We start from the raw sequence: 13,563 nt of genomic DNA, 5'->3' as shown, positions 1-13,563 counted from the left end.
CCATTCCCGCCTTGAGGATTGCGCATAAATCGTGCATAACTCCCTTATGTGCGTTTTGCGGGATGGAAGACCATGAAATTTATTGGAAAGCTCCTCATCTATCTTCTGGTAGCCCTGCTCATTGTGCTGCTGGCGTTCTACATTCTGCTCCAGACCCGCTGGGGCGCGTCTCAGGTCAGCAGCTGGGTGACGGTGAATACCGACTACGAACTCAGTTTCGACAAGATGAATCACCGCTTTTCGTCGCCTTCCCACATCATTCTGGAAAACGTCACCTTCGGTCGGGACGGTAAACCCGCCACGCTGGTAGCCAAAAAAGTCGATATCGGTCTGAGCAGCCGCCAGATAACCGATCCGCTGCATATGGACACCATCACCCTGTTCGATGGCACGCTGAATCTCTCGCCTCAGACGGCACCGCTGCCTTTCCAGGCGGATCGCCTGCAGCTGAACAACATGGCCTTTAACAGCCCGAATACCGAATGGGATCTCAGCGCGCAGAAGGTCACGGGCGGCGTCAGCCCGTGGCAGCCGGAAGCGGGCAACGTGCTGGGGAACAACGCGCAGATCCAGATGAGCGCGGGCTCGCTGACCCTGAACGGCGTACCGGCGACTAACGTGCTGATCGAGGGCCAGCTCAACGGCAAGGAAGTGGTGCTGAAAACGATTGGTGCCGACATGGCCCGTGGCTCACTCACCGGCTCCGCCCTGCGCAACGCCGACGGGAGCTGGATTATCGACACGATGCGCCTGAATGAGATCCGCCTGCAGAGCGATAAAACGCTGATGGCGTTCTTCGCGCCGCTGGCCTCCATCCCTTCTCTGCAGATTGGTCGTCTGGACGTAACCGACGCCCGGCTTCAGGGCCCGGACTGGGCGGTGACCGATCTCGATTTAAGCCTGCGCAACCTGACTCTCAGCAAAGGCGACTGGCAGAGCCAGGAAGGCCGCCTGTCCATGAACGCCAGCGAGTTTATCTACGGCTCGCTGCATCTTTTCGACCCGATCCTGAATGCGGAGTTTTCCCCGCAGGGCATGGCGCTGCGTCAGTTCACCTCCCGCTGGGAAGGCGGCATGGTGCGCACGTCCGGTAACTGGCTGCGCGACGGTAAAGCGCTGGTGCTGGACGATGTTGCCATCGCCGGGCTGGAGTACACCCTGCCGCAAAACTGGAAAACGCTGTGGATGGAGCCTCTGCCGGAATGGCTGAACAGCGTCACGCTGCAAAAATTCGGCCTGAGCCGCAACCTGGTGATCGACATCGATCCCGCCTTCCCGTGGCAGATCACCTCTCTGGACGGCTATGGCGCAAACCTGCAGCTGGTGAAAGATCGCCAGTGGGGCATCTGGGGCGGTAGCGCAACCCTGAACGGCGCGGCGGCGACCTTTAACCGCGTGGACGTGCGTCGTCCGTCGCTGGCGCTGAATGCCAACGCCGCCACGGTGAACATTACCGACCTGAGCGCCTTTACCGAGAAAGGTATTCTTGAAGCAACGGCGACGGTTTCACAGCTTCCGCAGCGGCAGACCACGGTGAGCCTGAACGGCCGCGGCGTGCCGCTCAACGTGCTGCAGCAGTGGGGCTGGCCTGCGCTGCCGATTACGGGCGACGGCAATATTCAGCTCACCGCCAGCGGCAGCGTGCAGGCCAGCGCACCGTTGAAGCCAACGGTGAACGGCAAGCTGAACGCGGTAAATATGGATAAACAGCAGGTGCAGCAGACGATGACGGGCGGTGTGGTATCGACCGCACCCTCACCCCAGCCCTCTCCCTGAAAGGGAGAGGGAGCAAACCCTTCCCTCGCCCCTTTGGGGAGAGGGTTAGGGTGAGGGGAATTAAAGGTGAACCACCACCTCATTCCCCTCCGCTTTCACCACCACACCCCATTCGCTGCCCGCGTGTGAACCACCTTTTACGCCACTCACCTTCTGTACGTTGCGCAAGCACACCGACCAGTTTTTCGCGTCTCCCGCGCCGGTAAAGGTCACGATGTCGCCCCGACGTGACGCCTTCAGCGTAAACGCCACGGCCCCGTCCGCCGCAGGCACTTCGCTCACCGCCGTTGAGCCATCGTCCAGGTTAAACAGCTGGAAGGCCGTCCCCGCGTTCCACGCGTAGTCCGGCTTCTGGTTATTGTTGCCCAGCGCCAGCAGGGTGTTGTCGCGCACGTAGACCGGCAGGCTCATGAAATCGTGCTGCTGCTTATGCCAGCGGCTGCCCTGAATTTCGTCGTTATGCCACAGATGCGTCCAGCGTCCTTCCGGCAGGTAGAACTGCACGTCGCCCGCCTCGGAGAACACCGGTGCGACCATCACCGCATCCCCCAGCATGTACTGGCGGTCGAGGTAATCGCATGCCGGATCGTCCGGGAACTCCAGCATCATCGCCCGCAGCATCGGCGTGCCGAACTCGCGGGCCAGCGCCGCCTGACGATACAGGTACGGCATCAGCTGACACTTCTGCTGGGTGAAGTGGCGCACCACGTCGCAGGACTCGTCATCGTACGCCCACGGCACGCGATAGGATTTGCTGCCGTGCAGGCGGCTGTGGCTGGAGAACAGCCCGAACGCGCACCAGCGTTTGTAGACGTGCGCCGGAGCGGTGTTTTCGAACCCGCCGATATCGTGGCTCCAGAACCCGAAGCCGGACAGGCCAATCGACAGCCCGCCGCGCAGGCTTTCGGCCATGGATTCATAGTTGGCGTAGCAGTCACCGCCCCAGTGCACCGGGAACTGCTGCGCCCCGACGGACGCCGAGCGGGCAAACAGCACCGCCTCTTCCTCCCCCACCGTCTCCTTCAGCACGTTCCACACCAGCTCGTTATAGATGTAGGCGTAGTGGTTATGCATCTTCTGCGGATCGGACCCGTCGAACCACTGCACGTCCGTCGGGATACGCTCGCCGAAGTCGGTCTTGAAGCAGTCGACGCCGATCTCCACCAGGCCTTTCAGCCTGTCGGCATACCACCGGCACGCGTCCGGGTTGGTGAAGTCATAAATCGCCAGCCCCGGCTGCCATTTGTCCCACTGCCACAGGGAGCCGTCCGGGCGCCTGAGCAGGTAGCCCTTCTCTTTCAGCTCCCGGAAGATCGGGGATTTCTGGCCGATGTACGGGTTAATCCACACGCAGACCTTCAGCCCTTTCTCCTTCAGGCGGCGGATCATCCCTTCCGGATCCGGGAAGGTCACCGGGTCCCACTCGAAATCGCACCACTGGAAGGCCTTCATCCAGAAGCAGTCGAAGTGGAAGACGTGCAGCGGCAGGTCGCGCTCGGCCATGCCGTCGATAAAGCTGTTTACCGTGGCTTCGTCGTAGTTGGTGGTGAACGAGGTGGTCAGCCACAGGCCGAACGACCAGGCAGGCGGCAGCGCCGGACGCCCGGTGAACCGCGTATAGCGGTTCAGCACCTCTTTCGGCGTCGGGCCGTCGATCACGAAGTACTCGAGGTATTCTCCTTCCACGCTGAACTGCACTTTGGAGACCTTCTCGGAGCCGACTTCAAACGAGACGTTTTCCGGATGATTCACCAGCACGCCGTAGCCGCGGTTGGTCAGGTAGAACGGGATGTTTTTGTAGGACTGCTCGGTGCTGGTGCCGCCGTCGCGGTTCCAGGTTTCGACCGTCTGGCCGTTGCGCACCAGGGCGGTAAAGCGCTCGCCCAGACCGTAGACCGTTTCCCCCACGCCCAGATCCAGACGTTCAAACACGTAATTGTGGTCGGTATTGCTGTCCTGCACGTAGCCGTTATTTTTCAGCTGGCTGCCGGTAATGCGCTGGCCGTTGCGAAGGAAATCCAGCGCCCAGAACTCGCCTTTGGTGACGCGCACGCTGACGCTGCCGCTTTTCAGCTCGGCAAAGTCGGCGTTGTTTTCAATCTCTACCTTCACGTCTTTAAGAACGTTCAGCGGATAGTGCGGGCCGTTATTCAGCACGCCCTGAAAATGCTCAATGCGCACCCCGACAATCCCTTCCTGCGGGGCAAACAGGCGCACCGTGAACATCAACGTGTCGAGCTGCCAGGTGCGTTCGCGCACGTCGCGCGGCGCCACATACACCACCAGGTCGTTGCCCTGCTGCTCCACGTCGAACACCTGAACCGGATACGTCACCTTCAGGCCCGGTTGAATAAGCCAGTTTCCATCACTGATTTTCATGCTCTCGTCCTCTTAGTTCTGTAATTCTTTGCTGACCGGCAGGTTTTCAAATTCCTGCTGATTGCGGCGCGCGCCCTGCGCCAGCTCGCCCATGATTTTGGTCAGGAAGGGGGTTTTCAGCGTGTAGTAGCGCTTGGCGATAATGGCGCTCAGCACGTAGCAGGCCGCCGGGGCCAGGGTAAACAGGCCGATGATGATGCTGATGGTCGCGCTGTTCTGGCTTTTGGCTGCCGCGTCGTAGCCGCCGCCAGCCAGCATCCAGCCGATCATTGCCCCGCCCAGCGCCAGGCCGAGCTTCAGCACGAACAGCGTGCCCGCAAAGCTGATGCCGGTCAGGCGTTTGCCGTTGGTCCATTCACCGTAGTCGACGGTATCGGACATCATCACCCACTGGATCGGCGTCACCAGCTGGTGCAGCACGCCGATGACGAAGATAAAGGCGAACATCAGCACGGTGGCGTGCATCGGCACGAAGAACATCGCCACGCTGACCACCGCCAGCGCGGCGTTGGTCCACCAGAAGATGCTGACCTTGCACTTCCAGTCGGTGAGCGGTTTCGCCAGCGCGGAGCCAATCAGGTTGCCGACGCAGTAGGTAGTGAGGAACGCGACGAACACCTCCGGCGAGCCCATGATCCAGGTGCAGTAGTACATCATCGCGCCGCCGCGCACGCAGACTGCGAGGATGTTGAGGATGGTGAGTACGCCGACGATGCGCCACTGGTCGTTGTGCCAGATGTCGCGCAGGTCTTCCCGCATGGAGGTGGTGCTCGGCGGCACCTGGATGCGCTCTTTGGTGGTGAAGAAGCAGAACGCCAGCATCAGGAACGCGACCACCGACAGCACGGCGATGCCGCCCTGGAAGCCGAACGCCTTATCGTCGCCGCCAATCAGGTTCACCAGCGGCATCATCAGCACCGTGGAGAGCATGCCGCCCGCGGTCGCCAGCACAAAGCGCCAGGACTGAAGGGAGATACGCTGCGTCGGGTCGTTGGTGATCACGCCGCCCAGCGCGCAGTAGGGAATGTTGACCACGGTATAGAGCAGGGTCAGCAGGGTGTAGGTAACGGCGGCGTAAACCATTTTGCCGTTGAGGCTGAGGTCCGGCGTGGTGTAGGCCAGCACGCAGACGATGCCGAACGGGATGGCACCAAATAAAATCCACGGACGGAACTTGCCCCAGCGGCTGCGGGTGCGGTCGGCAATCAGCCCCATGCACGGGTCGGAGATCGCATCCAGCGCGCGCGCCAGCAGAAACATGGTGCCGACAAACCCGGCGGGAATGCCGAAAATATCGGTGTAGAAAAACATCATGTACAACATGACGTTATCAAAAATGATGTGGCTGGCGGCATCTCCCATGCCGTAGCCAATCTTCTCTTTAACTGACAATACTTCGCTCATCTTTTTTTATCCTTCACGCTGTAGGGGGCGCTGAGACCGGTTACAGAGTTTTAAACCATTGTTTCAGGAGCGGGTATTGCGTTTTCTGGTTAGCAGATTACGTTTCTTGTTTTTTGTGATCGCGGTAAATGTTGGAAGCACGAGGGGCTAACATGAGGATTTTCTTAGGAATTAACTGAAACAGGGGTGTACAGGTCAAAAGAGAGGTGAAAAAAGTGTGTCGGGGTATGTGGTAAATGCCTGAAAGTAGCTATAATGCGCCCCGCCTCCATGTAGCAATCGAGGCGCGGAAGATCGTCATCTCCGGTGAGGTGGCTGGACTTCAAATCCAGTTGGGGACGCCAGCGTTCCCGGGCAGGTTCGACTCCTGTGATCTTCCGCCAGTCCCCTACCATCGGTAGTTGTAATTTTGTGAATTGGGATTCATTACTCTTTCAATGCCATTTTCTATTAACCCTTTCCTTAATGCTTTGCTGATCAAAAGGAAACTAGGAATCTCCAATAATTTTTTTCCATTAATTTTAACTTTTGAACAATTAGTAAGTAAGTTAACTTTAGACTGATTGAATGGGAAACTATGATTTCTGTTATATCCATGCTGAGCAAGAAGTTTTGATCTTAACAATAAAGCTCTATAAATAGTAGAAACTAACCATCCATCCAGTTCTCTTAACTGCCTCTCATTCGTGACGAGTGGGTAAAAGCTCATTACACCTTTAAAGAAAATTCTTTTTGACCTTCCAGAAAGAAAGCGATGCTTTTTTATCAGGAGACGCCAGTACAGAATGGATTCATCCAGAGTAATACGGTCTCCTATTACTTCGATGGCGAAAAAGTGCGTGGCGTAATCATCGGGAAAATTACCAGTAACTAATTTTTTACATCCCTCTCCATCAAGGTAGAGGGACCCAATCTTCACTAACGGCATCACTGAGGCACCTTATTCCAGTGATCCTCATATTTAATGTGTCCCTCCAGATAAAACCACTCGATACCGCGATAACGAATCCCGATGCTTTCCATCATATTATGACCAGGCGCCCCCGGAACCCAGGTATGGGCAGCATCGACAGACATAATCACGATACTATCCAGCGTTATGCGGTACACCTCGAATTCAAATCCTGCTTCGTTCACATCATAGTAGTGGATAACCGCTTTCTGTAGCCTTTTGCTTTGACATAAGGCATCTGCAAAGTAAGGCGACGTTTTGTCGATCTGCTTATGGATAGTGAATGCCCCATGTTCTCTGGCCCCCATAAGATTGCCCGTGTTGGCGCTGCAAACCTGATGGATGTGGTAATTGCTGTTAAGGATCTCAATCGCGCCTTCTCTGCCCGAAACGTTGCAGCTGCCTTTGATCGGGTTTCCATTTTCATCATAAAGAAACATGTATGCGGGTAATGACATTGACTTTTCTCCTAATGATAATTTATGACTCTGCCGTCATTATCCTTGAAAAATGGATAGTAATAATTTTGCTCATTCAAGGTATAAGAGATTTCATAGGCATAGCCAGCTGGCAGGGCAATCTCGATACAACTATCTGGATATGAACGTCTTTGAAATTCGGCCGCAAACTCTTTATATTCACCGTGTTGCATAGACGAAATTGTATATCCATTCAAAATATCTTTTTCGTCAACACTAAAACAAAAATGATTGCCATTTATCATGATCATTCGCTGCTCAGGAATATTCAGGTTTTCACCCGGACAACCGGTCAACATTGAGATAATCGGAATGAATAGAATTTTTAGTTTCACTGTGGAAAGTCTCCTAAAATAGCTTCATACCGCCTGAGAAGATCCTGTTTTGGTTCCGATGGGTCGTAATCAATGAGTTTATGCAGGTTGCTGCGGGGATCAAATCCATAGGTATTGAGCAGCCAGAAATCACTGACGATAGAGGCTTGTTGCTCGAGACCGTAATCAAGCAGGTGATGTTTATCTAAATGGTAGGAATAGTCGACAGCCCAGGAGAATGCTCCACGAAGGCGTACCATCATACCGTGCTGATGCTGCCAAACATGCATCATTTCATGCAGAAAAAGATGTGCTCCGACGATACGAGACATTCTTTGATGGGACATGGAAAAGTCGTTTTCATACGTACCTTCCATAAAATAAATCTCACCGTTTGGCGTCATTGCGGTTCTGAAATTCTGCATATTGAAGGGCAAATAACTTCCCCGATGAATCCACACTTCATTATAACGAATACTTAAGCCATAAAGTGTTTTGGCAAGGTTAATTTCACCGAGCGTTAACAGTCGCACTCCGCCAATTTTTATTCCATCGCTCATCTGCGCTCTCCTTTTGCGAGAGCTATATTAATATCACCGTAACTTAATACAATTATTTTTTTAATGAATGATAAGGGTGTAAGTATATCCCTCAGAAATTACGGTAACGTTTTAAATTATCTACTGATTATTTTTACTCACCCAATCGCATATGCAGCAACGGAAACGGATTCCCCTGCCCGTCCAGTTCCGAGCGTCCGACCTGCTCAAACCCCATATGGCGATAAAATCCCACGCCCTGCGGGTTCTGCTCATTCACGTCCACTTCGTTCGCGCCACACTCTGCGATGGCGTGTTGCAGCAGCAATTTCCCGACGCCCTTCCCGCGGCTCGCGTCGTCAACAAACAGCATTTCAATGCGATTTTCATCCACGCCTAAAAAGCCGTGAATAACGCCTGCGTCATCGCGAGCGATTACGACCTTGAGGTTTGGCAGATAGGCGTTGAGCAATAACGGGCGCAGCGCCGCAATATCGCTTTCCTGTAAAAAGTGATGGGTGGCGCGGACGGAGGATTCCCAGATCGCGACCAGAAGTTCGAAGTGTGTGGGGAGTGCGGTTTCAATTTTCATGGGGGGATCATTATAGAGCGCAAAGATTAAATCAAGTATCCAGAAGCATGGAGGCAATAAAACGAAGACCTTAAATGAAGTTATAAACTCTCGTACATCTGAAAGTAGAGAGCGTATCAAGGAAATGGCCCGAAAGTTGGTTCAGGAAACCAGGCAAATGATAGATCATGGCAAGCAAGAATCATCACCTGGGAATGAGAACAGGGAAACGAGTCAATCCTTCATGACAGTTGTTCGGTTTAACCGAACAACTGAGGAACGGTAAATATTGTTGCGCCCTGCTCCCCCTCACCCTAGCCCTCTCCCTCAAGGGAGAGGGAACCGATTGTGCGGTTTGTCATCCCACACCGTTCGAGCTAAACCCTAATCTCCATCACCGCATACACCCCGTCCTTCGGCACCACCACGGTGACGTTTTCCACCGGCACGCCCGCCGCAAGGTGGATATCCTGCAGCTGCTGTAACGACCTCGGGTGAATATCCTCCCAACCGATACCCCGCAGCACAAAGTCAATTTGCGGGCTGCTGGTCAGCATGTTCGACACAATCACCGCCCCGCCGGGCTTGATCAGCCGCAGCGCGCGCTGGAGAAAAATCACCGCATCGGTATCGTTGAAGTATTCGAAAATCCCCAGCGCGTCGACCAGTTCGGCCTGATGCTCGCCCAGCTCCAGCAGCAGGTCCTCGTTACGCACCAGCGTATGGAGCAGGTTGCGCCTGAGCAGCGTCAGCTGTTCGCCCACCACAATCCCTTCCTGCGCCGCCATGGTTTCGGCCCAGCTGAGCGCCACCGGGTCTTTGTCCACCAGCGTAAGATATACCCGCTGGCCGTCGAGCTTTGCTTCGCGCAGCGCCTCCAGCACCGGAATGGCGGCACCGCTTGCGAGGCTAACCCAGTTATTTTCACTTTCGTTGTGAATGTACTTATCCACCAGCGCGGCCAGCACCCGGGCGCGGGAGCGCACGCCAACCGCATCGTTAGCGTGGATAAACCACTGGCGGCTGTCGCTGTCCATTTTCGTGCCGTCGGGCAGGCGGTCTTCCAGCGGGTTTTGCACCACAAACAGCGCCAGCGCGGAGGGCACCAGCCGGGTACGCCACGCGGTGAGCGCCGGGCGGTTGCGGAAGGCCTGTTCGGAATAGCGATTCTGCGGGACAAGCACGGCCTGCCCCCCTTCATCGTATTCCACCCTCGGAGGCCGGAGCGCTGGCTCGGCTTTCAGGGCGCGGTCAAGGGAGGCGATCTCACGGGCAGCGTCGTCTTTCATCGGCCACTGGTCGCTGACGTCGGGAAATGACGCGCTGAAAATCGTCATATTTTCCGGTGCATCGCCGCGAAAAGGCTGCCAGTTCATGTCGTCTTCCCTCCGTTGGGCTTTTAACGGAAGTCTATCCAGGCGAGCCAGTAATACCCTACGAAGAAAGCACGAAATAGGTGCATCAGTTCTGCGACGTGCGCCATACCCCCGGCGTGCAGCCGTACTCGGTCTGAAAATGACGAATAAAATGGGCGCAGTCGCTAAACCGCATCCGCCGCGCAATATCCGTCACGCTTTGCTGAGAGTTTTTCAGCAGCCAGCAGGCATAGCGCAGCCTGGCGCTGCGAATAAATTCCCGCGCCGTTTTGCCAAACTCGGCGTGAAACAGGCGGTTAAGCTGGCGTTCGCTCAGCTTAACGTCCTGCGCGAGCCTGGCGGCGTTCAGCGGGTGAGTCAGATACTGTTCGACGATCGTCACCGCCCTGCGCAGCCGTGAATCAGGGATCATGGCGATATTCGCGGGCCGCGGCGTGGCGGCGTCATGCGGAGGAAGGGACAACCGCCGGGAGGTGGTGGCCGCAATGTCGTCTCCCCCGTGGGCGCGGATCAGCGCCGTTACCAGGGTGAGCGTTGAGATCCCGCCCGGGCAGGTCAGCACATCGCCTTCGTCGATAAAATCGAGGCCTTGCTCAGCATAAACCTGCGGAAACCGCTGCGTGAAAACGTCATGGTGATGAGGATGAATCGAGGCGCGGCGCTCGTTCAGTAAGCCTTCCTCCGCCAGAATAAAGCTGCCGGTACCAATACCGATCAGGGGAACGTTGTTGTGATAAGCCTCCGTGAGAAACGCTCTGTCGCCGCGGTGTCCCTGATGAAGATGCTCCAGACCTCCGCCGATCGCCGCAATATAGTCGAAGTCGCCGGGCGGCGCATGGGCGGCCTCGGGCCGCACGCTGAGCCCTGAGCTGCTCACTACCGGTAAGTCGGGATAGGTGCTTATCAGGCTGAGTTTAAAGCGTATTTTCTGGCTACGCTTCTGGACGCTGGATGCAATACGTAACGCCTCTATTAATCCTGAATATGCGAAAAGCGAGAAATGGGGCCACAGGAGTAAACCCATATGCAGGGATTTATTCCGTGCAGGCGTCATTCTGACGCTATCATCAATTATATTTTTCATTAACTTGCCGAAGAATAATTACATTATCGCAACATTATTGTTGCTGTTATATTTTCCTAAGATAGGTCCTGGCTGTTAAATCAAGCATAAATGATGGTCGCAAAAACTTAAAAACATTTCTCCCTGTCGCTATCCGTTTTTTGACGTGTGGCACACATAGGTCGGCAGCGTTCCCAGAATAAATAAATAATTCTCATTCTGCTGTTTCTTAATACGCATATAAATATTCTTATTCGGATAGATAAAAAATAAGGGCTCGTACTTCTCCAGCCAGCTGTCGCTGATGTTGTCGTCCGGAAATTTCATATTGCGTATGGACGTCAGATTATAGACGCTGTCTTTGCGCACAATCTGAAAGAAAACTTTGCGATTCAGGGTCTTCGTGGGATCGCTTTTCAACCGGCCATTCATGCTGAGTATTCCGCTGTTACCCTCCACGGTGTAATTCAGCCACAGAGAGAGCGTTTCATCACGGTGATGCTGAATAAAGTTCGCCTGGCAGGAAAAGGGCTGGATGTAATGGCGATGCCAGAGGTAATACGCCGACACGACAGCCCCCATCAGCAGGCACAGGCAGAGCGCAACAAGCGTTTGACGGTAGCGAACCATACTAGCGATCCTCTATAAAATAATCGGACATACAGCGGTTGGGTTCCGTCATCGGTCTGTCACAGCGAATGACCGATGCACGGGGCAGCAGGATGTAGCCGCTGACGTAAACCCAGGGATAGTTAGCGCACTGGTTCTTAAACGGGGCGGCATAGGCCAGGGCTTTATCCCGGTCGCGCTGCGTTTCAATATCGCGAGAAAAATAGAGCTGGCATTCGCCCATCTTCATCGCGAAGCGGTACCCGTCGACGAAATAGCCGTCATGCAGCAGGTTATGGCTGATAACGCTCACGCCAGCCAGCATCAGCAATAGCACCAGCGCGCCAGGCAGCCAGAAGCGGCGCGTCGAGACCGTTGGGGCGACAGCCTCTTTGCAGACATCCGGAGCAGCACGTTCTTCCTCTTCAGCCTGCGGCTGCGTCTCTTTAACGGTGATTTGCGTATCGCTTGCGAGCGTCAGTCCAATGCGCGGGATAGTGACAATCGGATCGGTTTCAAACCCCACTTTCTTCAGCCCCTTACGCAGAATAGAAATATTCTGGTAGTAGGTATTAGGCGAAACCAGCATCCCCCGGCGCTGCCAGACAATATCCATGCACTCCTGTTGAGTCACAATACTTCCGACTCTTTCTATTAATAACAACAAACAGCGCCCCGCCGGGGAATTTAATACCACCACCCGGTCAGGATTGTTGAGATCGCGTAATGTGCTGGCCGCTGGATGAAACTCTACCAGGCCATTAATAATGTAATGCTTATGCATAGAATGGGCTAAATACCTCCGGTCAACGCCTGTTGCTCCAGTAGATTCCCTTCACGGTTAACCTGCGTATCCCTCGCCTGTGTAAGGATTAATGTGACGGATTAATGCGCAACTGTATATCCTGGCGCCTGGCGAAAAATCTTATTTTTCCTTTCTCTTTATCTGACCGGTCTGAAGTTTTCTTAACCGCCATTTAAAGCCGTCTTGACACTGACAAAACTCGACAAAGGCGCCCGTTGAACGCTTTAGCCATCATTGTCTGAATTATTCAGCGCGCTTAATTTGTTTTTTTAATAAAAAGCAGAGAGGACGCGCTCTGCCAGCGGGTTTCGAAATTACGACCAATTCGAAAGCTGTCGTCTTAATTAACAATTTCGGTGCGAAACTGTTAGCCACCGTCAGTAACAACCCGCGTCGCATGACGTCCCCAGACTATTTCCTTACAAAACATTTATTAAAGCCAACTTTTCAATAAAAACTACCGGTATGATTATTTACAGGCAGATAAGCAAAAGCCGGTTCAGCGAGGAGAAATTGACGCTACACCTAAACCGTACTTAAAACAAATTAAGATTAATTCAGGTTACCTCTTTTACGCCCTGAGTATAGTGGGCTCACACCGTGCAATGCTTAATTGCTTCGAAAATACAGGCATCGCTCTGCCAGACAGACGAGTCTCATTACAATTATAAATCGAGGGAATGACATGGCGAATAAGCTCAACAACACACGTCATTTAAATATCGCGCTATTGGGTGGAGATCACTTTGCGCGCCAGGGGATCGCCGCGTTATTAAAAAATATTGTCCCGGCTATGCAGATTACAGCATCAATCGATAATTACGCAGAGTTCGAAACGATACTCGCAGCCGCACCGGTAGACGTGATTTTTTTATCCGGCATGGAGAAATATCACGCGGGATATGACTGCCTGAAATATATCAGGAAGATGAAAGTCCTTTATCCCGACGTACTTATTTGCATGTATTCCGCACCGGCAAATTCCTGGCTGTGGATACGCGGTGAAATAGACGCCTATCTCTCGCTGCAGGACCCGCTTTATCACTGGCGAGCCAGCGTATTAAAAATGGTCGATAGCCGTTATCGCCCACTAAAAAAACCCACGGCGTTATCGCTGACGCCGGGTGAATGGAGGGTATTGAAGGAACTGCGAAAGGGTCTGGATATGCGTTACATCGCCGAAACAGAGCAGCTTTCTTACCGTCGTGTCAGCGCGTTAAAAAGCTCAGCGATAAGAAAACTCGGGCTCAGGAACAAGACAGATTTGCTGGTCTTTTTAACCAGTTAGACCTGCTG

The 13,563-nt window shown here is 54.0% G+C and carries 13 protein-coding genes and 1 tRNA gene; 3 read left to right on the top strand and 11 right to left on the bottom strand.

The genetic code is table 11. The features are described 5' to 3' along the window. Positions 1-72: 72 nt before the first annotated feature. The gene (locus NI40_RS00385) at positions 73-1,776 is read left to right on the top strand and encodes an AsmA family protein (protein WP_039263517.1); all 1,704 of its coding nucleotides are present in this window, start codon (positions 73-75) and stop codon (positions 1,774-1,776) included. Positions 1,777-1,836: 60 nt separating this feature from the next. Here NI40_RS00385 and yicI read toward each other — a convergent pair whose 3' ends face one another. Both yicI and NI40_RS00375 read right to left on the bottom strand, forming a co-directional pair. Beyond that, positions 1,837-4,155, bottom strand: coding sequence for an alpha-xylosidase (yicI, locus tag NI40_RS00380; RefSeq protein WP_039263516.1), 2,319 nt, complete (start codon positions 4,153-4,155; stop codon positions 1,837-1,839). A gap of 12 nt (positions 4,156-4,167) precedes the next feature. Further along, positions 4,168-5,559, bottom strand: a complete 1,392-nt coding sequence (locus NI40_RS00375; protein WP_039263514.1) for a glycoside-pentoside-hexuronide family transporter — start codon at positions 5,557-5,559, stop codon at positions 4,168-4,170. A gap of 288 nt (positions 5,560-5,847) precedes the next feature. Here NI40_RS00375 and NI40_RS00370 point away from each other — a divergent pair. Then, positions 5,848-5,942 (top strand) — tRNA-Sec (locus NI40_RS00370). Positions 5,943-5,947: 5 nt separating this feature from the next. On the opposite strand, the gene NI40_RS23730 is transcribed toward NI40_RS00370, so the two are convergent. The 9 genes from NI40_RS23730 to NI40_RS00335 all read right to left on the bottom strand — a co-directional run bounded on the left by NI40_RS23730 (position 5,948) and on the right by NI40_RS00335 (position 12,246). Next, the gene (locus tag NI40_RS23730; RefSeq protein ID WP_127353304.1) at positions 5,948-6,490 is read right to left on the bottom strand and encodes a hypothetical protein; all 543 of its coding nucleotides are present in this window, start codon (positions 6,488-6,490) and stop codon (positions 5,948-5,950) included. Continuing rightward, complete coding sequence (locus NI40_RS00365; RefSeq protein ID WP_039263513.1) at positions 6,487-6,969, bottom strand: Hcp family type VI secretion system effector; 483 nt, start codon at positions 6,967-6,969, stop codon at positions 6,487-6,489. The genes NI40_RS23730 and NI40_RS00365 overlap by 4 nt, the downstream gene beginning before the upstream one ends. 11 nt (positions 6,970-6,980) lie before the next feature. After that, positions 6,981-7,325, bottom strand: a complete 345-nt coding sequence (locus NI40_RS23725) for a putative T6SS immunity periplasmic lipoprotein (RefSeq protein ID WP_045899516.1) — start codon at positions 7,323-7,325, stop codon at positions 6,981-6,983. Further along, a complete protein-coding gene (locus NI40_RS00360) occupies positions 7,322-7,864 on the bottom strand; it encodes a hypothetical protein (protein ID WP_039263512.1) in 543 nt (180 codons plus the stop codon). Before NI40_RS00360 ends, NI40_RS23725 begins: the two co-directional genes overlap by 4 nt. 133 nt (positions 7,865-7,997) lie before the next feature. After that, positions 7,998-8,435, bottom strand: a complete 438-nt coding sequence (locus NI40_RS00355) for an acetyltransferase (protein ID WP_039263511.1) — start codon at positions 8,433-8,435, stop codon at positions 7,998-8,000. A gap of 356 nt (positions 8,436-8,791) precedes the next feature. Next, positions 8,792-9,790 carry a class I SAM-dependent methyltransferase gene (locus NI40_RS00350; protein ID WP_039263509.1) on the bottom strand — a complete coding sequence of 333 codons (999 nt, stop codon included), beginning with the start codon at positions 9,788-9,790 and terminating at the stop codon, positions 8,792-8,794. A gap of 85 nt (positions 9,791-9,875) precedes the next feature. Further along, entirely contained in the window at positions 9,876-10,814 is a 939-nt protein-coding gene (locus tag NI40_RS00345) for a GlxA family transcriptional regulator (protein WP_045143055.1), read from the bottom strand. A gap of 189 nt (positions 10,815-11,003) precedes the next feature. Next, positions 11,004-11,483, bottom strand: a complete 480-nt coding sequence (locus NI40_RS00340) for a hypothetical protein (protein ID WP_039263508.1) — start codon at positions 11,481-11,483, stop codon at positions 11,004-11,006. Position 11,484: 1 nt separating this feature from the next. Further along, a complete protein-coding gene (locus tag NI40_RS00335; protein ID WP_039263507.1) occupies positions 11,485-12,246 on the bottom strand; it encodes a winged helix-turn-helix domain-containing protein in 762 nt (253 codons plus the stop codon). Positions 12,247-12,952: 706 nt separating this feature from the next. Between NI40_RS00335 and NI40_RS00330 the strand changes: the two genes are divergently transcribed. Next, positions 12,953-13,555, top strand: coding sequence for a helix-turn-helix transcriptional regulator (locus tag NI40_RS00330; protein WP_039263506.1), 603 nt, complete (start codon positions 12,953-12,955; stop codon positions 13,553-13,555). The last annotated feature ends 8 nt before the right edge of the window (positions 13,556-13,563 follow it).

It is taken from the genome of Enterobacter sp. E20, from assembly GCF_000801755.2.
Taxonomy (GTDB): Bacteria; Pseudomonadota; Gammaproteobacteria; order Enterobacterales; family Enterobacteriaceae; genus Enterobacter; species Enterobacter asburiae_B.
The sequence above is the reverse complement of the archived record's forward strand: the minus strand, read 5'-3'. Positions and strand labels throughout refer to the sequence as shown.